Annotated in this window: 26 protein-coding genes and 1 pseudogene; 8 read left to right on the top strand and 19 right to left on the bottom strand. The window is 56.8% G+C overall.

Annotation, left to right across the window (positions count from 1 at the left end):
* The first annotated feature begins 100 nt into the window (after positions 1-100).
* The 3 genes from MUG96_RS21900 to MUG96_RS21890 all read left to right on the top strand — a co-directional run bounded on the left by MUG96_RS21900 (position 101) and on the right by MUG96_RS21890 (position 2,157).
* Positions 101-574, top strand: a complete 474-nt coding sequence (locus MUG96_RS21900; RefSeq protein ID WP_246989806.1) for a TRAM domain-containing protein — start codon at positions 101-103, stop codon at positions 572-574.
* A gap of 312 nt (positions 575-886) precedes the next feature.
* On the top strand, positions 887-1,759 hold the full coding sequence (locus MUG96_RS21895) for a ParA family protein (RefSeq protein WP_246989862.1): 873 nt from the start codon (positions 887-889) through the stop codon (positions 1,757-1,759).
* On the top strand, positions 1,756-2,157 hold the full coding sequence (locus tag MUG96_RS21890; RefSeq protein WP_246989805.1) for a DUF7970 domain-containing protein: 402 nt from the start codon (positions 1,756-1,758) through the stop codon (positions 2,155-2,157). Before MUG96_RS21895 ends, MUG96_RS21890 begins: the two co-directional genes overlap by 4 nt.
* A 23-nt stretch (positions 2,158-2,180) precedes the next feature.
* Here MUG96_RS21890 and MUG96_RS21885 read toward each other — a convergent pair whose 3' ends face one another.
* The 4 genes from MUG96_RS21885 to MUG96_RS21870 form a co-directional block, all read right to left on the bottom strand.
* Positions 2,181-2,861 (bottom strand): IS6 family transposase, encoded by a 681-nt coding sequence (locus MUG96_RS21885; protein ID WP_246989803.1) that lies wholly within the window; start codon positions 2,859-2,861, stop codon positions 2,181-2,183.
* Between the two features lie 40 nt (positions 2,862-2,901).
* Positions 2,902-3,627, bottom strand: a complete 726-nt coding sequence (locus MUG96_RS21880) for a hypothetical protein (protein WP_246989801.1) — start codon at positions 3,625-3,627, stop codon at positions 2,902-2,904.
* Positions 3,628-3,631: 4 nt separating this feature from the next.
* Positions 3,632-4,003, bottom strand: a complete 372-nt coding sequence (locus MUG96_RS21875) for a hypothetical protein (protein WP_246989800.1) — start codon at positions 4,001-4,003, stop codon at positions 3,632-3,634.
* Positions 4,004-4,140: 137 nt separating this feature from the next.
* Positions 4,141-4,566, bottom strand: a complete 426-nt coding sequence (locus MUG96_RS21870; protein ID WP_246989798.1) for a hypothetical protein — start codon at positions 4,564-4,566, stop codon at positions 4,141-4,143.
* Positions 4,567-4,700: 134 nt separating this feature from the next.
* Between MUG96_RS21870 and MUG96_RS21865 the strand changes: the two genes are divergently transcribed.
* Positions 4,701-6,461, top strand: coding sequence for a DEAD/DEAH box helicase (locus tag MUG96_RS21865; protein WP_246989796.1), 1,761 nt, complete (start codon positions 4,701-4,703; stop codon positions 6,459-6,461).
* On the top strand, positions 6,454-7,614 hold the full coding sequence (locus MUG96_RS21860) for a hypothetical protein (RefSeq protein WP_246989794.1): 1,161 nt from the start codon (positions 6,454-6,456) through the stop codon (positions 7,612-7,614). Before MUG96_RS21865 ends, MUG96_RS21860 begins: the two co-directional genes overlap by 8 nt.
* A gap of 5 nt (positions 7,615-7,619) precedes the next feature.
* On the opposite strand, the gene MUG96_RS21855 is transcribed toward MUG96_RS21860, so the two are convergent.
* The 3 genes from MUG96_RS21855 to MUG96_RS21845 all read right to left on the bottom strand — a co-directional run bounded on the left by MUG96_RS21855 (position 7,620) and on the right by MUG96_RS21845 (position 11,965).
* On the bottom strand, positions 7,620-8,321 hold the full coding sequence (locus MUG96_RS21855) for a hypothetical protein (protein ID WP_246989792.1): 702 nt from the start codon (positions 8,319-8,321) through the stop codon (positions 7,620-7,622).
* Between the two features lie 557 nt (positions 8,322-8,878).
* Positions 8,879-10,117, bottom strand: coding sequence for a Cdc6/Cdc18 family protein (locus MUG96_RS21850; protein WP_246989791.1), 1,239 nt, complete (start codon positions 10,115-10,117; stop codon positions 8,879-8,881).
* Positions 10,118-10,927: 810 nt separating this feature from the next.
* Entirely contained in the window at positions 10,928-11,965 is a 1,038-nt protein-coding gene (locus tag MUG96_RS21845) for a hypothetical protein (protein WP_246989789.1), read from the bottom strand.
* A 607-nt stretch (positions 11,966-12,572) separates the two neighbouring features.
* On the opposite strand from MUG96_RS21845, the gene MUG96_RS21840 reads away from it, so the two are divergent.
* Both MUG96_RS21840 and MUG96_RS21835 read left to right on the top strand, forming a co-directional pair.
* Positions 12,573-12,725 (top strand): DUF7837 family putative zinc-binding protein, encoded by a 153-nt coding sequence (locus tag MUG96_RS21840; RefSeq protein WP_246989788.1) that lies wholly within the window; start codon positions 12,573-12,575, stop codon positions 12,723-12,725.
* Positions 12,726-13,078: 353 nt separating this feature from the next.
* A complete protein-coding gene (locus MUG96_RS21835) occupies positions 13,079-14,350 on the top strand; it encodes an RNA-guided endonuclease TnpB family protein (protein WP_246989786.1) in 1,272 nt (423 codons plus the stop codon).
* 297 nt (positions 14,351-14,647) lie between these two features.
* Here MUG96_RS21835 and MUG96_RS21830 read toward each other — a convergent pair whose 3' ends face one another.
* Together MUG96_RS21830 and MUG96_RS21825 are read right to left on the bottom strand one after the other, a co-directional pair.
* Positions 14,648-15,217, bottom strand: coding sequence for a hypothetical protein (locus tag MUG96_RS21830; protein ID WP_246989785.1), 570 nt, complete (start codon positions 15,215-15,217; stop codon positions 14,648-14,650).
* A 151-nt stretch (positions 15,218-15,368) separates the two neighbouring features.
* Positions 15,369-16,181, bottom strand: a complete 813-nt coding sequence (locus MUG96_RS21825; protein WP_246989784.1) for an N-6 DNA methylase — start codon at positions 16,179-16,181, stop codon at positions 15,369-15,371.
* 242 nt (positions 16,182-16,423) lie between these two features.
* Between MUG96_RS21825 and MUG96_RS21820 the strand changes: the two genes are divergently transcribed.
* Positions 16,424-16,681 (top strand): hypothetical protein, encoded by a 258-nt coding sequence (locus MUG96_RS21820; RefSeq protein ID WP_246989783.1) that lies wholly within the window; start codon positions 16,424-16,426, stop codon positions 16,679-16,681.
* Between the two features lie 707 nt (positions 16,682-17,388).
* On the opposite strand, the gene MUG96_RS21815 is transcribed toward MUG96_RS21820, so the two are convergent.
* The 10 genes and pseudogenes from MUG96_RS21815 to MUG96_RS21770 form a co-directional block, all read right to left on the bottom strand.
* On the bottom strand, positions 17,389-18,213 hold the full coding sequence (locus MUG96_RS21815) for a hypothetical protein (protein ID WP_246989782.1): 825 nt from the start codon (positions 18,211-18,213) through the stop codon (positions 17,389-17,391).
* Positions 18,214-18,306: 93 nt separating this feature from the next.
* The gene (locus MUG96_RS21810) at positions 18,307-18,513 is read right to left on the bottom strand and encodes a DUF8129 domain-containing protein (RefSeq protein ID WP_246989781.1); all 207 of its coding nucleotides are present in this window, start codon (positions 18,511-18,513) and stop codon (positions 18,307-18,309) included.
* On the bottom strand, positions 18,510-18,716 hold the full coding sequence (locus tag MUG96_RS21805) for a hypothetical protein (RefSeq protein ID WP_246989780.1): 207 nt from the start codon (positions 18,714-18,716) through the stop codon (positions 18,510-18,512). Before MUG96_RS21805 ends, MUG96_RS21810 begins: the two co-directional genes overlap by 4 nt.
* Positions 18,707-19,024 carry a hypothetical protein gene (locus MUG96_RS21800; protein WP_246989779.1) on the bottom strand — a complete coding sequence of 106 codons (318 nt, stop codon included), beginning with the start codon at positions 19,022-19,024 and terminating at the stop codon, positions 18,707-18,709. The genes MUG96_RS21805 and MUG96_RS21800 overlap by 10 nt, the downstream gene beginning before the upstream one ends.
* Positions 19,025-19,034: 10 nt before the next feature.
* The gene (locus MUG96_RS21795) at positions 19,035-19,352 is read right to left on the bottom strand and encodes a hypothetical protein (protein ID WP_246989777.1); all 318 of its coding nucleotides are present in this window, start codon (positions 19,350-19,352) and stop codon (positions 19,035-19,037) included.
* Between the two features lie 27 nt (positions 19,353-19,379).
* A complete protein-coding gene (locus MUG96_RS21790; protein WP_246989775.1) occupies positions 19,380-20,249 on the bottom strand; it encodes a hypothetical protein in 870 nt (289 codons plus the stop codon).
* Positions 20,246-21,196, bottom strand: coding sequence for a MarR family transcriptional regulator (locus MUG96_RS21785; protein ID WP_246989774.1), 951 nt, complete (start codon positions 21,194-21,196; stop codon positions 20,246-20,248). Before MUG96_RS21785 ends, MUG96_RS21790 begins: the two co-directional genes overlap by 4 nt.
* A 591-nt stretch (positions 21,197-21,787) precedes the next feature.
* A pseudogene (locus MUG96_RS21780) lies at positions 21,788-22,198 on the bottom strand (PrkA family serine protein kinase); the annotation flags it as partial.
* Between the two features lie 101 nt (positions 22,199-22,299).
* Positions 22,300-22,473, bottom strand: a complete 174-nt coding sequence (locus tag MUG96_RS21775) for a hypothetical protein (RefSeq protein WP_246989873.1) — start codon at positions 22,471-22,473, stop codon at positions 22,300-22,302.
* Positions 22,474-22,617: 144 nt separating this feature from the next.
* Entirely contained in the window at positions 22,618-22,956 is a 339-nt protein-coding gene (locus MUG96_RS21770) for a hypothetical protein (protein ID WP_246989772.1), read from the bottom strand.
* Between the last annotated feature and the right edge of the window lie 200 nt (positions 22,957-23,156).

Below are 23,156 nucleotides of genomic sequence, written 5' to 3'. Positions count from 1 at the left end.
GCATTGAGACGGCCAGTCTCAACTACTGAGAGCAGGAGCCTGCAAAATGTATCGGACCGAATTCCAGCCAGTTTTACCCCTGTACCCGCTATGCCCGCCAATGGTAGAAATATCCGATTCGCTTCAGTTGCTATTTGAGACGTCCCTCGAGAAGGAGCGTGATCGATACAAAATTTCAATCCCCTCTGAACTCGTCGAGGATGGATCACTCTCAGAGGGACAATCCTATCGTGTTGCCCTCCTTCCTGGAACAGAACCGGCAACAGAGTCCGAATCCTCCCCTAGTCACAGTCAACCGAGGTCGAAGACCACTGCGGATGACCAAGGGAGATCCACCAGCAATATTCAGCATTCATCGAACCAAACTCCTTCTCCCCCAGTGGAAGAAGGAGAGGTCCGGTCCGTGACAATCGACACCCTGGGCGACCAAGGCGATGGGATCGCAAAGGTTGAACGCGGGTTCATCGTCATCGTCTCGGGAACCCAACCTGGCGATCAGGCGAAAGTACGGATTACAGAAGTCAAGGAAAATGTTGCATTCGCCGAGCCTATCGGCGATCCAGCTGTCCGCTAGTTCGGGATACTCAGCCATCCGGTGTGGGCCAAAGTTGAGGTTTTCTCTAATCCCGCCGCCATACCCGTGTTCTAGTGTGTATCAGCCACGACCGATCAAGAACACATCCAGCGAACTACAGCCAGTACGTGTGTTCGCCACTGATGTTCACTACATACATTCATTGATGATGTTCACTACATCACACCACTACACCAACCCAGTGTATTCATGGATTCAGTTCAAGATTATATGAAGGTGTATTCAACAATGGTGTTCATTCAATACTGTGTCTGACGTACTTTCAAGATGGATGCCATTCATGATGTGAGCATGTTAGCGTACTCGACGTACAGTGAGGCAGGCGGGGTCGGTAAAACCACCACCGCGGCGAATCTGGCTGCTGCCCACGCCCGTGCAGGGCTGAAGCCACTCGTCGTCCCGCTTGATCCCCAGGATGGAGACCTGTCTCGGCTTCTCGGGGTTGATGCCCAGCGCACAGAATCCGTCGATAACCTCGTCCGACACATGATACGGCGTCCGAACGGTGAGTTTTCAGACCTCATCCGGACTGTCGATGGCGTCGACATCATCCCCGAGCACAACATGCTCTCAGATCTCGCGGAGTACCTCCAGCGGGAGAAAGACCAGGCTGAAGCAATGGGTGAGGCTTTCGGTATGCACGCGCAACTGCTGCGTGTCCTCCGGGAGGCTGGCGTCCCCGAAGAATATGATGTTCTGATCTGCGATCCACCAGCAACGGAAGGCCCACATCTGTATAACGCAATCCACGCGACCCGATCTCTGGTCATCCCTGTCGAGCCGAGTGCGAAGGGGCGAGCAGCTGTGGAAGGACTCGAATCACTCGTGGCTGGCCTCGAGGAGCAACTCGATGTCGAGGTGGGTGTTCTGGCGGCAGTACCGATCGGATTCAAGGACACGCGAGACCAGCGGAAGATCCTCGACGAAATCGACTATCCACTCCCGGAGGTCATCGGCGAGCGGTCATCTCTGATGGAAGGCTGTTGGATGGAGCAATGTTCGGCGTTCACCTACGTCCGCGAGCACCGAGACCGGCGCCGGGATTACGAGCTGGAAACGCTCGCGCAATACGACCGGATCGCACGCCATCTCGAGGAGAGCGTCGGCCTAGAAGCCCCGAACCCGCCAGAGCCCGGTGACCTGGATCACGAGGTGATCGCATGACGGGAATGAAAGAAGGGGCAGGCGAGGATCCATTTGCTGAGGATTCGGACGATTCGACGGCCGCCACAGAGCCAGATACGGGGCAGAATAATAGCGTGGCCGACCAATCCCCGACAGAATCTGCTGAAACAGAAGAGGCAAGTCGGCAATCGATGCAAATCCCGTACAAGTATCGGCGCGACGGAGTGCAGGACGGGCGTGATCGTGTGCCGCTGTTCCTCCAGAGCGACACCAAAGACGGCGAACGTGATGCACTCCGGGAGCTTGAGGATCGATTTGGCGATGATGTCTCCCTCACAGACCTCCGCGAAGCGCTCGTGAAAGCAGGACTTGACCATTTGGACGAGGTTGAAGGCCAACTCGAAGAATGGGGCTACGGGATGACTTTTGAGGAATAACAGATCCACGTTTTGGGCACTGTCTAGTTCTGAACCACCTCAGCTGGCGTTCGACCGTCGAGCGCCTGGTTCGGTCGTTCGTGGTTGTAGTGGTGTCTGAAGCGTCGTAACCACTGTTTCGCGCTCCGCTGACTGCCCCGCCAGACTGAGTGAAAGCGGTCGATTCGCATGGTCACAGTCTGGAACCATTTTTCGATGTGGTTCCGGATGTGGTAATCAAGCCGACCGCTCAATTCGTGACGAGCGAGGGCAGTCAGATAGCCCGCAGCATCCACGAGAAACTCTGTGTCGGCCACATCGTGTTTCTCGGTGAGTCGGTGCAGGAACGCCGCCGCGGGGTCAGTCCCGCGGCGGCTGAACACGTCAACTTCGAGCAGCAGTTTTGAGTCGGTGTCGATAGCGGCGTAGAGCCACTTTTTCTCGCCGTCAACTTCGATCTGTTTCTCGTCAACCGCGACCCGCGACGGCGACGCCGTCGGCGGGTCGCTCTGGGTCTCAGCAAGTGTATGGACCCAGTTCCAGACAGCGCCGTGAGAGCGATCGACACCCAGCAGGTCTAAGATCGCAACCGTCTCCCTGATCGACAGCCCCGCCGCGTGGAGACGCACCCCAAACCGCCGGACTGGTGTCGGGGTGCGCTCGTTCTCCCAAACGTCTTGGCTGTCCTCTTCTAACGTCTCGGTGAGGAGGTCTGCGAGTTGCATAGGCACTTCTCGCTACGGCCTCCTCGCTTCTCAAACTCGCTCAACTAGACAGTGCCGTACCAAGCGTCAACTCGGAATGATCATAATTCAGTCCCCGTGAGAGGTAATTCTCAGTAGCCATCGTGAGTGCCTCAGACACGCCCGCCTCAACGGTTTCCCGTTCGAGTGATTCGACCATCTCCATTTCCTGTCGAGTACGATGACTCGAGTATGACTCCTGTTCCTCGTGTCGGCTGGGGAGTTTCCGGACGATATCGTGGAAGTTCACATCGACGATTTCCAAGATTTCAGGAGATTTTTCGGGCCTCGCTTCTGTCTTCCACCGCACTCCATCAGTAGTAATCCCGACCGTAGCTTCTCCCAAGTCGCTCTTGAGGTAGTCTTCCATCTGCTCCTCGCCGTACTCGAATTTGTTTGGAGTCTTCACCTCACCGATGACTGCACAGTCCAAGCCACAATCGAAATTCTTGATTGCAAAATCTGGGCGCGTCTTGTTCCACTTCGGGTAGCCGTACGGCTGTGCCCAAAACTCGTAGTCGAGGAGTCGCAGCGTTGGCCAGATGAGATACTGCTCAACGAATCGTTCTGGATGCTGTCCGAGCTTCTTTCCCTTCAGGTATTTTCCTTCTCTAGAGACGTTAGAGAGATGAACCGGGACGTCGCGGCGAGAGAACTCGTCGGCGAAGTTCTCGTAGACCCGAAGGAGCTGCTCCGCAAGCCCGGAGTGATCGGTGATGCTGGTCGAGGTGGTTTTTTCAGAGGTCATCGGTTCAGAAGTCGTCCCTGTGCTTCTCGTGGAACTCTTCGATCGAACTGCAGTCGTGGTCGTCGCGACGCGTAATCCATCCGCCGAATCGGTATCGTCGCCAGCACTTCTCTCCATCGATGAAGACGGGATTATCGCCAACGTCGGGGTTGAGTCGTATCGCGTTCGTCCCGTCTTCCTTCTCGACGATGGAATCCCGGTCGAGATACTCGTTCCCGTGCCTGGGCCGAGCAGCCTCCTCCGTCACCGCACGTTCGTCGCACGCGTCGCAGACGAGGTTCGCATAGTTCGATGCGAAATCAGGGTCGTAGCCCTCGAACGGTTCGCCGCAGATGGCGCATACTTCCTGTGGTTCTCCCGGCGGATATTCGACCATACTCGAATCAGTAGATGCTGTAGCCGCAATTCGGGCAGTCGTACCCGGTCGCTTGATCGTGCGTACTCACCTTCAGTTGCTTGCCGCACTCGGGACACCGAGTTTCGATGTTCTCGACCATATAGACCTGTAGCACCTCAGAGGCCGAGCCGCTGCTTGACCCAGTTCTTCCACTCGAACTTGGTATCGTATATCCGGATCATCGTCAGCCGTTCCTCTTGTGGACTACCGTTCGGTGGATGATACTCCACGCGCGGCTTCCCTGCAGGATTGGAGTCGATCAGGTACTCCCCTCCTCGGCGTCCCTCGATCTCCAGAATCGGACGTCCACCACGACCGAACCCGATTGTCGTCACCTCGTAGGCAGCCTCGTAATCCATCGTCTCGCCAGCCCACTCGACCAGATACCGTTCCGGTTCGCTCCGGTCGAGTTTCTCGATGGCATTTGAGACACCGTTGGACGTCGGCGCCGGCGACCCATACAACTCGAAGTCGTCCATCTCGACCGATCCATCGAGATCGTCCTCGTCAGCTCCGTCCTCAGGAGTGCTGTCCCCAGTCATGAAGTCAAACAACTGACCCACTGATAATATAATTTGGCAGTAACGAGAACGAGTCTACTCGTTCAACCCGCTGCAATGGACGGGCTTCGGCCAGGGGAAACACAGAAACACCTCCGATGAAATGATGGAAGCAGATGTCGAGAGAAAATCTCGTGGAGGTCGAGTTCCGCCACGAGGACGAGGATACGTTACTGGCTGACGCTGGAGAGTCCTCTTCCCTTGTTGAACATCTCCTTTCCGTTCAGGCGAATCGACTCCAAGCTGGCCAGCCAGACTCCGAACTCCGTTCGCTCTCGCACCTCGACGAGGAGAACGTCAAGCTTCTCGAACACCAGGTTGACGCCGCCCACCGCGCTCTCTTCGAGATGGACGGCAAGGCACTCCTCGCCGACGAGGTCGGTCTCGGGAAGACCATTGAAGTTGGAATGATTCTCAAGGAAATGCACTACCGCGGCACTGACGACGCGGTGCTGATTCTTACGCCGGCACAACTCGCCCAACAGTGGCAGGGCGAGATGTTGGAGAAGTTCGGCCTCGACTTCACCTGCAACTACGACGAAGACTTCGATGGCTTCGACGCCCACGACCACGTCATCGCCAGCATCGACACCGCCAAGAGCGACCGCCACCGCTCGACCGTCCTCGCCCGCGACTGGGACGTCCTCGTGCTGGACGAAGCTCATTACGTGAAGAACGAAGATACCGACCGCTACGAACTCTTAGAGAAACTCTCCTACGACTACGCGTTCTTCCTCACCGCAACACCTATCCAGAACGATGTCACCGACCTCTACAACATCATCTCGCTGCTTCGACCAGGACTGTTCGGGACACGTGAGGCGTTCCACAACTACTTCGTCAACAAGTCACAGGAGACGCTGGTCAACCGTAACGAACTCCAAAACCGTCTCCGGAAGGTGATGATCCGCAACCGCCGTGACGAGACGGACATCGACTTCACACCTCGCAATGTGACGACGCGTACCTTCGAACCCTCGCCGGCAGAAAAAGACCTCTACCAGTCCGTGACTGACTACGTTCGCACGGCCTACGGCGAAGATCAAGGCCAGAAGCTCGTTCTGATGACCCTTCAGAAGGAGGTCGTCAGTAGCCCCGAAGCACTCAAACAGACCGTGGAGCGGCAACTCGACGTCGAAGACGGGAAGGTCGTCGCCCACGCCGACCAGCTCAATCGAATTCTCAACTGTGTCGACGCGGTTGAGACACCGACGAAGTTGGAGAGCGTCGAGCGTATTACCAGTGAGGCACGGGAACGCGTGGACAAAGGACGAGTGATCGTGTTCACCCAGTTCCGGGCGACCCAACAGAAGCTGATTGAGACGTTCGCTGATCAGGGCTACACAACTCATCCCTTCCACGGCGGGCACAGCAGCGACGAGAAGGAGGAAATCGTCGAGCGGTTCGAGGAGGAGGGCGGGGTTCTCGTCTCGACAGACGCCATGAACGAGGGTCGAAACCTCCAATTCTGCAACGTGATGGTCAACTACGATCTGCCCTGGAATCCGATGAAGGTCGAGCAACGCATCGGTCGTATCCATCGCATTGGGCAGGAACGTGAGGTCTACGTGTTCAATATCGCGCTGGAGGATACCATCGAGGAGTACGTTCTTGAGCGACTCTACCACAAGATCGACCTGTTCCAACAGTCGGTCGGCGAGCTGAGCGAGATTCTGACTCGACTGGAAGAGACGGGACGCAACTTCGAGGACGAAGTGTTCGAACGGCTGGTCTCGGCAGATTCGGAGGTTGAACTGGAGAACGACTTCGACGCAATGGCGATCGACCTGCAGGAACAGCGCGACCTCGCCGACAAGCTCGAGGACTTCAACAAGGGCGTCTTCGAGGGATTTGACTTGGGGGACAGCGATGACTGACGCAGCCCTCCCAGTCACCGAGCGGGCAGTTGAGCGTTTTACTGAGGCGTACTTACGGTCACTGGGGGCCGAAATCGAAAAGCAGGGACGTCGGTGGACAGTCACGCTTCCCGCCGACGCTGACACCTCTCTGGAATTGGATGGCGACGTACTGGAGATTGTAAGCGATCCGGACGAGGTCGACGAGGGAGTTATCGCCATTTCACCGGAAGCGCCATTCGTAGAGCGAATGCTCGACGAATCGGCTGACAGAACACCCCTCGGGTCGCTCTCACTGACACAAGACCAGTTCGAGTTGCGATTGCCCCCGTGGATCACTGGCGGAACAGTCGAAGTCGTGGATCGATCGTTCACTCCGTACTACGATAGGCGTGCGCTCTGTGCGCTCTTCCACGTCGGCATCGAAACAGTCAGCGAGTACCAGACGGAGGAACTGCACGCAGTAGCGGTCGACCTCAACGATCACGAGGAGCGCCCTCGACTCGCGGAGACGTACTTGGATCTGGCTGAAGACGACCAGCGAGACCCCTCTGAGGGGAGGCAATTCGATGAGCAGACGTTGGGTGACGCGATCGAGACTGCCAACGAAGTTCTGGAACGAGAGATTGCACCGATGGTTCGAGACACACGGGAACGTGCGACCCGTGCTGCAGAGGTGGAGCTAGACGAGTATCGGCAGTTCGTACAACAGCGACGAGAAGAGATAGATGAAGAGATCAGTCGCCTAAGCGACCGAATCGAAGACGAGACCAGAGCAATCGACGCCGCCACGGAACAGGCGGAACGTGTCGAAGCCCTCCGGAAGCGAAAGGAACTCCAGTCGGAACTCGATGACCGACGAGCCGAACTCGATGGCCTCACGGAACAGATAGAGAAGAACTTTCCAGAGAAACGGCGAGAAGTTCGGGAAAGACATGACCTGACCGTCCGAATGCGACCGGTAGCAGCAACGTCGGTTTCCTACGAGCGAGGAGATCTCGTCCTCGAACTCACCACGGGTGATGCGACTGTCGAGAAATCGTACTCGTATGCCATTGGAGCGGGGGTGATGGAAGAACCGAGTTGTGATCGCTGTGGGCGGCAACTGACGTGGGAGAACCCGTTTGCTCTAGAAAGGAGTCACGCTATCGGTGACGCGTGTTGTGGGGACTGAGAGTGTCAGTCGCCTAGCTGGTACAGAATGGTATCTGGATTGGTTCTGAGTATGCTTCCCGTGAGTGCGTCAACCGTCGATTGAGCTGAGGAAACGGCGAACGAACAGACGTCAGCCGGGTTTCTGTAGCCAATACCAGTCAACGTCTCTCGCAGTTCGGGGGTCAATTCTGTCTTACCCACATCGACAGTTGGTAGACCAGCATCTCGTAGAGCGGTGAGGGCCACCGGCGACCTCGAAAGAAGAACGCCACCATTCGTGAGAAACGAGAGCTCCTCTTGGAGGGCCATCAACAGTCTCTCACGTCGGTCAGGGTCGTTGGTCGCGTTCCCCCATTGCAAGTCGGCGTGTGCTTTACCAGAGAAGCCCTCCACGCCGTTCTGATCAAGTAGTTCAGCGACATCCTCAGGAAAAGCTGGTTCAGCCTGTCCACGATAGAAGTCCCACAAGTTCGACTTCTGGACGGTCGACTCCGTTTCGTCCGTGAGCAAACTGTAGAACGCTGCAGGCACGTAGAGCTCGCCAAGCCGAGGTTGAGTCGGCGTGCCCCCCAGTGTGGCCTGAGTCTGCGAAGAGAAGACATTAGAGTCAGTCAACCGGTCGATAGAACGACTGGCGACGAGAAGCGACGGATCGAGCAACACGTCGATAGGCGGTTCGAATTTTCGCGCCAACTCATTTCGGAGCAGGTCATTGCCGGCACTCATTTGACACTCGTTTTAGTATCAACCTTGTTAAAAACCACCATCAGGAGATGTGACACATTGATCGCTTCATCTACTCATTTCGACCTGACTTAGAAGAGGATATCGACCAGAATCTGATCGCTTCGTTGTCCCGGCTTTCGCAGAAAGGTAGTGCTTTCTGCGCTCCCACAAGAACAGGACATATTCTATAAGAGTGGACGTCGCCGCAAGAAGTATACCTGTCATCGGTATCTACGCTCGCGTCTCGGGAGCAGATCACGACCCTCGACGACAACTCGCGGAGACGACGGTACCACCCTTAGCAGCGTTCATGCAAGATTAACCAACATTCCTGCAAGCATCCGAGTGTTGGTTAAAATATGAATGGACTATGTGAATATATTGCTGAGTTTGAGAGCAAACCAGGGACTCCACCATGTCCGCTGTTCTTCCTCCGTTGTATGGTGGTCTGAAATCGAACAGAGAAGCCCTGTGATCATAATCAAAAGTCCCGAACCCGACCCCACCCTGTCCGCTGTTCTACTGGTTTAATAGGAAAGAATGGAGAGCAGAACACCTCAGGTGTATTCCGAGAGGGTCGTCTCCTGATCGACCATCTCGGATACGGATTCGTGGATTCCAACCTGTTCAACCGTCTCTTCGAGCGCATTCAGAATCATCTCGACATCCATGTCGGTAGAGTACTCGCGGTACGTCCCTCCGCGGCGACCCTCGTTGCGTTCGACCGCGGAAATAATTCCCAGCATCGAGAGTTCTCCGAGATGATCCCGCATCCGACGGGGAACCAGCGGATCAACGCCGACTTGTTCGGCAAAGCTCGTGTACCGAGGTCGGATATCCCGAGAGCGCACCGGTGTCTCTCCCTGCTGTTCGAGCGTCAAGAGTGCATACAAGACGAGATGCCCGTGTTGGGTCAGTCCAGAAATCCCCTCGCGAATCCGTCCACGCTCAAGTTCTTCGCGGGCGTCGCGAACGAGATCTTCGGTGATTGTATCCGTATCGTTGTCACGGGCCAAGTCGCCGGTCTTCATCAACAGGTCGAGAGATTGCCGTGCGTCGCCGGCGTCTCTCGCACCGTATGCGGCACACAGTTCAATGACACCGTCGTCAACCACACCCTCGTGGAAGGCCACTTCTGCTCGTTGTGAAAGGATCTGTATGAGTTCGTTTGCATCGTAGGCCGGGAACTGTAGTTCCTCCTCACAAAGCGAACTCTTGACCTTCGGAGAGAGATTATCTCGAAACGAAAAGTCGTTCGAGATCCCGACAATACCGATTTTTGCCTCTGATAGGTTGCCGTTCGCTCGCGCTCGCGGAAGCTGGTATAGTATGCTGTCATCTTCGATGTGGTCAACCTCGTCAAGGACGATGATGACAGTCCCACCACAGTCGTCAAGTTCCGACCAGAGCATGTCGTAGACGGTTGCCCGTGGATACCCAGTCGTGGAGATCTGGTTCGAGTCAGCACGGAACTTGTTGACGAGACGCGTCGCAATTTGATAGCTGCTAGAGAGTCCGTCGCAGTTGAGCATCTTCACAGTAAGGTCGATGTCTTCGTACTGTGCTGCGTCTTCGATGAGATGGTCTAGAAGGAACCGAGTCCCGGCTGTCTTCCCGACTCCAGTCTTGCCGTAGAGGAAGATATTATTCGGTTGTTCACCGTTGATCACCGGCTGAAGAGCAGTCTTGTATCGCTCAAGTTCCTCGTCGCGACCAACGAGTTCGTCCGGCTGATAATCCTCACGAAGGGCATCACGGTTTCGGTAGATTTCAGTATCCCGTTCAAACATGCCCATTTGCGGGAAACATAGGAGGGGAGGGTTATAAAACCACCCTGTCCGCAGTGTCCGCCGTTTCCGCTGTTCTGATGTTATAAACCTATCCAGTGGACTCCCCCACCCCACTATGTCCGCAGTAATTGTGAATCGGTGTGGTGACCCCTCCACAGCTATCATCTAATGTTTATTTTGACTAGAATAGATTTATAATAGGAGGCTGAGTAGTTTCCGAACGACTCCTCATAGTCACGAGGAACAATCGAAGATTCGTTCCTCAACGGCTGTTTCTCTTCCCCTTCACCATCTGTTACGCAGAACAGCGGACATGATGGGGTGGGTGTGTCATCTCCTGTATTTTATTGCCTTCATTCTCTGTTTGCCCTCTGTGACTCCTCGTTGGTCGCTATATTGCTTCCTTCTACGCAATCTCTCCTAACGATCCTCAGTAGTGCTATTCAGCTCCCAGCATTGGCCTGTTTCTTATTTATCTGCCTTTCAGAGTTCGTTGCCGGCTATTAGCAGCAAAACATCTGCTAATCAACACCCCACCATGTCCGCTGTTCTTGGCCACTCCGGGCTTGAGGCCCACGTAGAACTGCGGACACGGTGGGGTGTTATATAAGGGAGCTCTTGAGATGTCCCGTATTTTTTCGCAGTAGTTCTAAGACAGCCTCTATTTGCAAGTTTGAATTTGGGCCGTATTAGAGCGGAACCAACACCCCACCGTGTCCGCAGTTTTCGACGGTTGCTGGAGGAATATGATCAAAGAACTGCGGACACGGTGGGGTGCTTGAACCCAGCTAGCATCTGATCTCCGGAGTGTCCCTTTTACTTCTCCCAAGGATATCTTCGATGATCGTCATAGTAGGAACGCATCACCCGCTCGTGAAGTTCGGATCGACCGTCCTGCCAGCCGTCAACGAAGTCTACGACCACCTCGTCTGGTTTGCTGTTGCCGGGTTCGTGTCCAAACCGAGGCGTGTCGCACTCCGCACAGACCCACACCGGTCGTCCGCGCTCTCTCTCCAACGTTGACTTCCCGGTGTACTGATGATCTGTATCTTCCTCACACTGCCGACACTGGAGGATCTCTGGATCGGACTCAGGGATTGCTCGACCGGAGACTGACTTGTACCGGCGTACGATTCCGGGCAAGATCCAGTATTGGTCGTCACCGTCTGTGATCTGCGCTCGGAATGCCTCGACGTCGTCCCGGGTCACGAGCGGGTCACCCTCGGTCAGATATAGGTGGGTGTCCGCTCCCGACGCCTGGACCGTCCGCTCGACAGCCGCCTTGAAGAGCCGTCCGCCGTCGTCGCTGACAAGGGGCGCGACGTCGACGATGTGGCCCCAGCCAGCTGTGAGGTGTGTCGCCGGCGGACTCTCGAAGTCGGCCACCGGCTTCACATCCGCATCGGGATACTCTTGACCACCGATTAGTGCCTCGCTGTCGGCGAGTCTGAAAGCCGAGACACCGAGAGCGAGTGCCTTGTATCGCGTCGAGGACGGGACGACCGCGAACACCACTCGACCGAACGTCCAGTCGGGGGTTTCCTGGTCAGCATTCGTTTCGGAGTTCTCGTCCTGGAGCCACGGCCGATTCGTTGTGTCGGCAGCCTCACGGGCACAGAGTTCACAGCGATCCCAGACCGTCGGGATCTCCGTGTCACAGTCCCGGCAGGTGTGTGGGCCATGCTGCTCACGCTGGTCTTTCCGATCGGGGTAGTGGCCGCTGGCCGGATCGTGTTCGTCCGGCTCTCCATATGGATCTTCAGTAGACTCAGAGTAGACCGTTCCGCGAGGATTGTCTTCGTCGTAGAGAGGATTCTTGTCAGACATCGCGTCTAAGAAGGCGTACGACGACATTGCTCTTAGTTCTTGATAGTTGTCAGAATACATTCTACTTCTGTGAGAAGGAGACAAATCGATTAGCCGTAATCGGTAGATTCAGTTGTAGGCTGAAATAGAACGGTTCTAATACCTAAATTCTCTTCCTCGAGCCGCTCAGTGTATGGCCCTCACTGACCGGCTAAGCCATCTCGGCTACGGAGAATCGTGTTCCTGGGTCGAGGCGGAGACTGGCTGAGATTAGCCACTGTGAGGCTACCGACGAAGTCGTCATCATGGTGACGCAGAGTCCGTGTAACTCTGCGATCTATTCTGGGATCTCGTACCGAGAGAACTCGGTGTCCCCACAGTCTGGACACTCTTCGGTCCCCGGCGAGACGCTCGTTCCGCAGTTGCGACACTCGACGACTACGTTCGACCCGCCTCCGGGGAGTAATCGAGTGAGGACTGTGCGGACCCCCATCGTCCTTTGAACTACAGGTGACAACGGATTAATTGTGGCGGAGACTTGTTCCAGCGGAAATCCTGTGTTCATCACCGGCAATGCCGCCGAAAACTTACCAACGAGGACTTCACAGGTACGTACGGAAGGAAGACTGTCACACGCTCCTTCCACCCCCTTTCCATGAGCACCGATGAATCGTCTCTCGGTCGGTGTCCGGACTGTGGTGAGTCTATCCCCCAAGCGTGGCTACTGGTAGAGTACGAAAAAGACGACGGTACTGACGGTGTCTGGGCCGAGTGTCCGGTGTGCGAAGACGTTGTCGCGCCGGAATGAGAACGGGTTTTGCGCCTTTTTCAGACCTGTTCTATCTTGACACAGCGAGAGAATCCCACCGTTCACGGCGTTGACGAGACGCGAAGCGTCTCATTCGCACACCAGAACGCGAAGAGTTCTGGGGACGGGAGTGAATCGCGTAAGCTCCGTGCTACAATCTCCGTGACTGTTGCCTGACTGAAGACCCAACGTAAGTATTTAGTAAGACAGAAACGTACAAATTCTTGTGCGAACAGAGATAGATATGGAGCGCGGTAGCGAGTTGCACGAGCGGGTCAAAGAGTACGCTCGTGAGAATGGCATCCGCCATCCGCGTGCCTACCGCGAGCTAATTGAACAAGGGTTAGAGACGGATGGAAACGACGATTAAGACGCTTGAAGCGACCCTCGCGCCGCCGACAGCACACAAGGAGCGGAAACTGTGTAACCTGCTCGAAGCCTACCGTGAGGGGCTACACGAAGCGTTCGACGCCGGGTGTGACATGATGAGTGCAACCAGCGACGTGGTGACGCCCTACGACTTACCGTATCAGGCGAAAGCGGCCCTGTGCAACTACGTCCCACAACTGCACGACACCTACAACGCACAAGAATTAGACGACGACCATCCGGTTCGGCTCACTAACCAAGCCGCCGAGTTTGACCACTCTCCGGCACGAGACTACGAGTTTACGTGGTGGGCACCCCAACCCGGTCGCGGAACGAATTTCTGGATACCGCTTCGCATCAACCCCGAACAAGAGGGTCTGTGGCACGCCCTCGTAGGCGAGGACGCTTCGGCAGGCCAACTCCGCCTGCAACGGAATCGTACATCGTGGACGCTACACGTCACTGTCGAGTTTCCGGTCGAAGAACCCGACTACGCGACAGACGGCGACGACGTGACGCACATCGGTCTGGATATTGGTGAAACCGCCCTGATAACGGGCTGTGCCCTCAAGGACGGTTCACCAACTGGCCCGTTCGTGTGTGACGGGAGCCGTGCGAAGCATCTCCGCAAAGAGATGCACACCACTCTGAAACGACTTCAAGAGCGTGACGCCGCCGAGTGGCGGATTGACGAGCGATTCAACCATTATCAGAACGCGCTGAGCGATATTGTTGAGAAGGCATCTCGGCAGGCCGTCGAGTACGCCCGACAATTCGAGAAGCCGGTGCTGGTGATGGAGAATCTGACGTACATCCGTGAAGAATTGGACTACGGCGCGTACATGAACCGGCGACTCCATGCGTGGGCGTTCGCCCGGTTACAGAACCGCATCGAGGACAAAGCGCAAGAGGCCGGTATCTCGGTCAAGTACGTCCGACCGGAGTACACCAGCCAGACGTGCCACGAGTGCGGCCACATCGGGAACAGAGCCGCACAAGCCACGTTCCGGTGTACCAACGACGAGTGCCACATCACGGCGTTTCAGGGCGACATAAACGGCGCAATCAACGTTGCACAACGGGCTGACCCGTGGGGAGAGAGCGTGCCGCTGAAACCGGCAGGCAATGACTCGCCTCGGGATGGGAGTGCCTGTGACAGCACCACGACCCACCGTGAGACGAGCGAGAAACACTCGCAAATGACTCTCTCGGCCTTCCACGGGTCGGAACCCTCTGCCAGCGATAGCCGCACTTAGCTGGTATTCCCCATGCGTGGGAAGCCGCGCCGTTCACGGCGCGGAGGATGTCACGACGCCCTGTTAATTGATGAAGGACCCAACCTATTGAGGCCGGCACTCCCTGATTTGGAAGTCGACGATATGTTCGATATTAGGCCGCCGGATAGACACGGTGCCCCGCGTTGGTCCGAACCCGGACTGTTTGGGCATCCGCACGGCCGAATTCGTGGACGGTGACGCGCCTTGCTTCGGAGTCCCCGTCCGGGATCGTCCCGACCATGTCGGGACTGAGAACGAATAGTGAGACCGGATCGATCACTCAGCGTCACCACCGTCGGTCAAGAGATCGGTCAGTTTTTCACGACGAGTCTCGATGTCGTGTTGGTCGATGAGATCCAGTGCTGCGAGGACAGCGCCGTCGTTGGTCACACCATCAGCAGCGAGATCCCAGAGTCGCCTGACTGCCGCGCCTTCGTCACTGCTGCGCCGGTGAAGATCGGGAACGAGATCAAGAATCAGCTGTTTCCAGTCAGCGACCGTTCCGGTGACCTTCAGCGTCCAGTCGTCTTTGATCTCGCTGCGCTGGTAGCCCTCCATCGCGTGCTCGTCGATCAACCCATCGACGACTAGGGGCTTGCAGACGGTCGGGCCGGTCCCCTCGAAAGTAGGATCGACGATTGTCTCGAACTCGGCAGCCGAGTACACCTCCCGTTCGATCGTGAGTTCGACGGTGTCGTGTTCGGCGAGGATGCTCGCCTCGTCGCTCACCTGCCGGGTGAACGTCGCCGGCCCGGTCCCGACGACGGTCAGCGACGGGCCTCTCGCTGATGACTCAGACTGTTGTGCTGTCGCATCGGTCGAAGCGTCGGATGCTTCGGAGCTCATTTTTTGGAAGCCTCCAGTCAAATGGGGTATATAAACTGGGGCGGTGGTGCCCCGGTATTAATCTGTAACCCGCCGTAAGACCGCGAATCACAGCTGAAATTCGAATATTTACACTATAAACGAGGGGTGCGCTCGATTGCTGATAACGTTGTTAGATATCTTCAGTCTGGAATACTGTCAGCGACTGCTGTTCGGTCGCGGTATCGTCGGGGATCGATGGCGTTCCAACGGAGTCTGCGACTCCGACATCATCCTCGGACGTATTGGTGTCGGCCTCCGGAGCGAGATTTTTGCGCAACGTCTGAACCTGTTCGTCGTCGAGTTCGCGAACGGCGCCGCCTAGTGGGGAGTAGTTCGTCTGCCAGACGCGGCAATACTCGAGTGTGAGCGAGTCGCCGAGAATCGCGTAGCCATCAAGATTGAAGAAACAGAGGTTCAGTGCGGTCATTTTCGTGCAGAGCGGGTCTTTGTCCTGGCCGACGAACACGGCTTCGGGAATCCGGTGGCCTGCACAAAGGAGCATCCGCCCGCTCCCACAGGCCGGGTCAATAACGACCTGCTGTTCGCCTTCATTGCGGGGCTGCTCGTCGACGGTGTGAGTGATCTCGATCATTGTCTCACAGACATTGTGGGGCGTGAAGTGCTGGCCGAAATTGTCGCTGCTCATACCGAACGCTTCGTAGACGGCGCCTAGCACGTCGGCGTTGGTTTCGGACATCTGCTTCTGGAGCTGGCCAAAGGCGTTGGCGAAGAGGTCAACCGTACGTTCTCCCTCCGAGTGGTCCATGTCTCGGGGCTCGCTGTAGTCGTCGACGATCTCCAGGTATGGATCGTCCCGACGCTGGAGGCCCAACAGCATGAGTTCGACCCAGTCCTCAAAAATAGTGTAGGCGCTGTGCCCGCGCTGCTGGATCTGGTTGAGAATCGAGACAATCGGATCTGTATCGATTTGTGGCGACGGCATGCTCGCACCCGGAGAGCGAGATAAATTGGCCGAGAGCGAGCGCTCAATTCTCTATCAACCGTTGCTTGGTAGGTTCGTTGGAATGTTGGCGCAGTACGTGGGGAAATATCGAATTGCTACCTGACAGAACCAGCCTGCTGAATAGAGGGCGCGAATGCAGCAGTCGGGGACTGGCGGAACAACGGAGGTGCAAGTAGGTCCACGTCCCAGAATATATATGACAGTTGGAGTGATGTTCTGGTATGGCAAACTATCGGAGTACACGGACCCAACGTATCATCTCGGTCGGTCTGGCAGTGTTGGGCGGTGTTATGCTCTGGACTGTGTTTATAAGAGACATTCCAATGATACCGTATACGGGAACCATACCCGATGGCCCCATTTCGATCTTCATGGGCGTTCTCCTCCTGCTCACCGGACTCAAAGGCATCTTTGACCCTGAAAGTACGATTCCTACTAACACGACCGAAGGAGGTGGCAGCGAAGGTGGCGGCGAGTAACTCGTCCGACGACGTGTTCCACTCGCCCGTGGTAACCGGGTTCACTACGCCGTGACGGTTGGCCTCGGGCTCACACTGAACTCAAACTCTGGATCTCGCACGAGATGAGAAAGCCATCACATAGATGCCAATTCCGGCCGTGAGGTCCTGACTACACGACTCTACATTTAACAGAGTCCTATAGCGTCGAAAGTGGACGGACAGTCAGCGATCCCTGCCCAGCAGGTTCCGAGCGGCTTAGGTAGGTGAGCAACTGGTTGCGAACGTCCGCTCGTGGAATCGCGACAATCTGCTGGCCCGCCGCCGAGGTTAGCCGGTAACGGACGAACTCCTCACTGCGCTCCCCACTGATGAACTCCGAGTGGAAGAACAGCGTCCACTCGTCACGGAATGCCAACTGGACGGCGACGGGTTCGTGCTCGAGTTCGACAAGGATGCATTCAGCGAGGGATACCTGCCGAGTGTTGGAGAAGGTATTCGGAATGTCGCATCCGAGGTCCGACCAGGAAGCGGTCCGATCAGGCTCGCCGACTGTGGGGGAGATCGGGGCGCCGTGCTGGTCAAACTGAAGCTGTACGTGCTCGTCGGGACTGTTGGAATTTTCGACAGACATGTACGCTCTCGGGAGGACGACTCCCGCACCCTCTCGGGGGAAACAAACACACGAGAACGCGCTCTTCTCTCTTGTTCAGTCGCCTCGCGAGGCGCTACTTGTCGGGGAGTTTCCCGTCCGGCCGTGGCACGGTGCCGGCCTCAATCTCAAGTGCGACGCGACGGAGGTGCTTGCACTTGTCGATGGGTGTGTCTGGATCGCTGCAGGTCTGCTTGAAGTCAGGGCAGGTACACGTCTCCGCGATGACGTCGACCTCGTAGTAACTCCCGGAGGCCGAATGGACCTCGTACACACCAGGTTTCTGGTGAAACGAAACGTCCATCTCCTCGCGCTTAGCGCGCTTGGTACGGGGCTTGTCGTCGTCGGCGACGGCAAAGGGGTCGTCGGCGGGATCAGGGACGGTTCCGTCTGCAATTCGGGCCTGGATGATACCGCCGTCAGGGACAGGCTCTGTTGAGGTATCAGGCCAGCGCGTATCACGAACGACGATACACCGGTTCTCGGCGACAGCCGATAGTGACCCCACGGAGAGGCGATCCACGAGTCGGAGAATGTCCCACTGGGTTGCTGACTCGGGGAGGCTAATTTCGAAGGTATGCTCGCCAATTCGGGTAACGTGGTACTGGCCGTCGGGAAACTCGTCGGTCGCGAAGGCGGCCAGAGTGTAAACCGACGGATTGGTCACGGCATCGGCCTGGGCGCTGTCGAAGCGGCGCTGACACCGTTCACTGGACGCGCCGGACTGTTGGACGACGGCCTTTGCCCCGATCCGGCAGTCGGGACACGAGTAAACGAGCGTCTCTCGGTTGTCCGCGAGGTGTTGGGAACTCTGCTCGAGCGATGTTTCGCAGATGGCGCACTGGTGAGTCGGCTGCTGGTCGGTCTCTGGACTTGCGGATGTGGATTCGTCAACGGACATAGGTACGAACGGGCCGCGCTCTCGGACACGACCCTCACTCGACTCGGGAGAACAAACTTTTTGTTCAGATTGCTCTCGTTGGCCGTTGACGAGCTACTCCTCCAGACCGTCAAGCCGGAGCGCGAGCGATTCAATAATCGCTACTCGTTGCTGGTGGGCGTTCTCGTATCCGATATATTCGCGGACAGTTTCCTCGCGCCGCATACAGGCGATACCAGCCTTGATCAAGTCGAAATTGGATGTGTCGAGGAGTTTGGACGGCGGCAACTGCTCACGGAGTGCTTTGTCGGGATCGGTCATAGCTCACCAAAATCGGCGAGAGAAACCTGCTCGTTCCGCTTGAACCGACACTCTGGGTAGTGCGCGAGAAGTGTTCCGTCGAACACGGGCCAGAACGCGCATTTGTGCGGTTCGATGGACTGCCACCAGTGGGCTCGGCGGAGCGCCTCGTCGACCCGCCGGCGTTCGGTCGCAGGCCAGTCGTTGCGTTCGATCAGGACCATCGGGAGCCTCCCTCTGGGTGGGCGCGCATGTACGCGGCAGCCAACTCCAGTCCGTCGACGAGCGTGTCTTCGGTCCCGACGATCCGTGTCCCTCGTTTCAGTGTCGTCCCCGTGTCGCCTCTATGCAGCGTTAGCGTCGACGTCTCGCCGGGGATGTGCCACGCGATCCGGTTCTCTGTGTGGGCGAGGTATTCCCACTGGCCGGCGGCGGTCTCGGTGGCCCGTTGTTCGACATCGATCCGAACGTCCCCAGCGCGAGAGCGGCGGCCGCCGACGCCGAAATCTCCGAGCGTGAAGTTCCCTGACATTGGAATCTCCTCAGATGTGATCCCACTCGGCGAGCGTCGCGGCGGCCGCCTGGAGGATCGACGAGACCTGCGCGTCGACGGACGCATCCGCGTCAACGTCGATGTCGAGACTCACCCGGAGGTCGTGAACGTCGGCCACGCCGAGGCCGGGGACTTGCTGGCAGAGCGTCTTGAGGACGTGGTCGCGGACCGTCTGCAGCGAACTCTCGTCACCAATCTTTTCGACGACCGAGCTGTGGATCTGGTGGCTGTCGGGCCGGGAACCGGTGGCCATGAACTGTTCGAACGCACGCTGCTGGCCGCTGGGTGCTTCGATCTGAGAAGACATACTCTCACCCGGCCGGAGGACAAAAACTCACTGAAGGCGGACTGCAGTCTCCTCGCGCTTTAGAATCTGTTTTGCGATTAACCGAGCGATCGCATCGTCAACAGCGTCCGGCTGGTCGTCAGAAAGCGCTCTCACGTTCGAGAGGACGCGGTCTCGAATTTTCTCGACATCGGTTAGTCCATCATCGACCGCACCCAAGACGGTATACTCGACCTCGAACTCTGTCGCGAACTCTGCGACACGAGATGTGAACGAATTTGGAAGGCCTGACAGCGAATCGACTGCCATCTCGATAGTAAACAGCGGATGGGAACGGTCGCGGATGTGTCGTGCTTCAGTCGACCCTGTGTTGAACGGACGCTGTTCATCGATTTCGGTCAGGATCGACTCGTAGTCGAGGCCACGCTGGGCGTACTTCCGCATGTCATCGATGTCGCGCCGGCGGCCACTCGCCAGGTCACCACCAGAGACCGCTTTCAACAGGAACATATCCTCGTCCGAGAGGATGAACGCCGTCGCGTGGTCGCCGGTCCAGAATTCCTCGGCCCGGTCATGCATTCGATCGGTGATCCACACCTTTCCGACGACTTGCCGCTCGAAGAGGTCGATCTGAAATCCGCGGTCTTCGTGATGGAGTTCAACTGTTTTCCCGACACCCTCGAACGACTCCGTCGGCTCGTCAACCACCGCGAACCCTTGGGCCTGGAGCGCCTGGTAGACGTGCTCGAACTCGGAAACGACACCCAGTGCAAGGTCGATATCCTCGGTCTGATCTTTCAGCCCTCGCACTGTCATCGCCGAGCCGCCGAGGAGATACACGTCTACGGGTTCCGAGAGCCAGCTGTCGAACTCTTCGAGGAACGCTCTGATCGCATCGCCACCTTTGAACACCGTCATGAGACACCGTACTGCTCTTTGAGAGCGCTAAATTCTGATTCGCTCGGGAGGAAGATCGGGAGGTCCTCGGAGACCTCGAAGTCTCCGTGAAGGGGTCGGTACATCGCGGCCACCGCTGTCTCCAGATCGTACCACGTTGCCGTTTCTATGAGGGTTTCCTGGTCGATATCCAGTTTCTCGATCAATAGCATCGAATAACTGACGCGTCGCGAACCGCTATCGAGGACGAGGGTGTGGCACACGACCTCCGAGGGCGTGAGGTCTTCATCCGGGGCGTACCAGAACGCGGGTTCACCGGCGAGGAAGAACTGCAAGCCGTACTCCTGGAATCGTGCGAGTCCAGTCACCCGCCACTCAGCGGCCGACTCTAGTGCGGTCGTATCCTCGGACGTCTGGACGCGAACGAGTGCTCGCTTCGGGTCGCACCACTCGACAGTCGCACTCGGAGCGAGTTCTCGAACTCGCGAGCGATGTTCGTGGGTCACGGCTTCTCGTGCGAACGTCAGCAGTGGCGAGAGGTCATCGGTCAACGCGTATTCGGGCCCAGACGGTGACAGCATTGCCCGGTGCTTGAGCGGTGACAACGCGTTGTGGACGCCCTGTCTGGTGATGTCGAGTCGATCTGCGATCTCGGTCACTCGACGTGGTTCGTCGAGGTACCAGCACACCCGTAGCGTCGCTGGTGAGAGTATCTCAGTCCAGTCGACGTGCCCGAGATTCGAACGGAGGTTTCGATACGACTCGACGACTGGATGGTCAGTCACTCGGACGAGACGCCGGTTCTTCGAACCACGGGCTTCGCTGAGCAAGCCGTCCTCGATTAACCCATCGAGGACATCGTAGATATGATCCTGCGAATACCCAGTTTCGGTCGCGAGTTCGTCTGGCGCCGCCTCACGTCCAGCGCTAAGCGCGTCTAGCAATGCGAGGCTGGCCTTTGTCAGCATCTCTGTAAATTATAGAGCTGATTCATATAAATATGTTTCTGGATTTCTGTTTACAGACTGCCTGTGTATCGTTGACCCAACCGCGGACGAGATCGTGCTACATCGAAACCGGCGGGAGCCAGTCACAATCCGTGGGCACTCTCCACTTGCCTGCTAACGTACAGTGAGTTGGATGTTCTCACCTTGATGCCGCTGGCAATAACTATTCAAGGCCTGGAGCAGTAAAAGCCGTGTAGGACTGCTCGGATCAACCACTACGCTATCGCGACCCCAACGGCAACACCTATCCCAAAGGTAGTGGCCGCGAACGCAAGTGTCGAAATGAGCAGTCCGATGAGGTCTTCATTGCTCACGGCACCATTTAGCACGGCAGTTAGTCACATAAGACTTCCTCCGACTGCATACACTCCCGAAATAAATCGCAGGACAGCGGTAGAGCCATCTTGCGAGACATTCTGATTTTATAAGCAATGAGCAATCTCAAGCTTTTCAGTTACGGATTTGTGCGACTTAGAGGCTCTGTCCCGCAATCTCGAATACCGCTGTCTCTACCAGGTAAGTGGCAAGGTGTATCTTAACAGGGATGAGTCACCGGAACGTGTACATCTGCCCTTCGTCAGTGTGGGTGTAATGTTCGCAGTAGCGTCGGACCTGCCGGTTGAAATCGGACTTCCTGGAGCCGATCGGGCCCAGCAGGAGTTTGATGCGTTTCGCCGGTCCCAGCCCGAGGGCGACGGACTTGACCTTGTTGACGAACTATTGGATGGCCTTGTGGATGACGCGGCCGTAGAAGGTCTTCTCTCCGTCCTGGAGCGGGTCCTCAGAGGCGAGTTGATACTTCATGACACCGGCGTCTTCGTCGTACTCGGTACCGCAGTAGCCGAACATGTTGGTAACGCGCTGGAGGGCGAAGTAATTATAGCTATCACACCTATGCCTTTTGTCCTCCCAGAGGCTCATCCAGCGGAACGTGTACTGTACATCCGTCCGCCGCCGTTCCAAATGTGCTGTTCATAATAACGAGACACCACGCAGTCACGAACCAACTTCTTGGGGCCTACTGCCCCGACGTGCTCGACAGCAAAATGTTCGCCGTGCCGTATCTATCGACAATCTCCCTGAACAAGATATGCCGGAACGTCGATCAAAGGTACCCTCCGCCCCACCCAGAATACTCCTGGTACGTCACGCTCTTTCTCGAACCTGACGTGACGCTTGATGCGGTCGTTGAACGCCTCCATCTTCTCGTCGCTTTTCTTGTGCATGTACTCGAGCATGTTCGTCCGCACGGTGAATAGATATCAGCTACCGACTGTAGGATTGTCTTAGAGTCTAACCGGGGTGAGAGCCTACTCGTTCCGGATGGTGTAGTGGAGCATCTCGTTCCACGTTAATGTCCTCGATGACGGATTTCTGCGGGATCATATCCAGTCGGTAAGCGTGGATTGCTGTTTCACCTGTTCGACGGGACAGAGAAAGCGCCACTTCCAGCGCTTTCGGATCGGCTTGTCCTCGCAGTTGCTGGCTTCGCTTGTTTCGGCAAACCCCGTACAGGTCCAGCCCTTGTCTCGCAGGGCACGGACCATCGCGCCGTCGTAGTCGGCACGTACCCAAGTGAGCAGGAATAGTGTTCCCTCCTGGTCGGCGCAATCGGCAACGAACCGTTCTTGGGACCGCGCGAGCGCCGCCGACGCGAGGTTGGGCATCCGGACGCCGAGACAGATTCGGCGGCCTCGACGAGCGTGTCGCCGGCCGCCCACGATCCCAGGATTCGGAACGGACCCTCTCCAAAGACCCTACAACCAGTTCGTACGTGAACAGCCAGAACCGAGCGGGCCCTAACTATCTAATTTCACTAAATATAAAGAATATTGATAAAAATGTTTTGCGTGACTGGAGTCGCGCAACCCTCGAATCAGTACTTAACTGCTCACCGCCTTAGACGACTGCGCCCAGCGAA

Source organism: Halorientalis marina, assembly GCF_023028345.1.
In the GTDB taxonomy this organism is placed as follows: domain Archaea; phylum Halobacteriota; class Halobacteria; order Halobacteriales; family Haloarculaceae; genus Halorientalis; species Halorientalis marina.
This window is presented reverse-complemented; position numbering and strand designations above follow the sequence as displayed.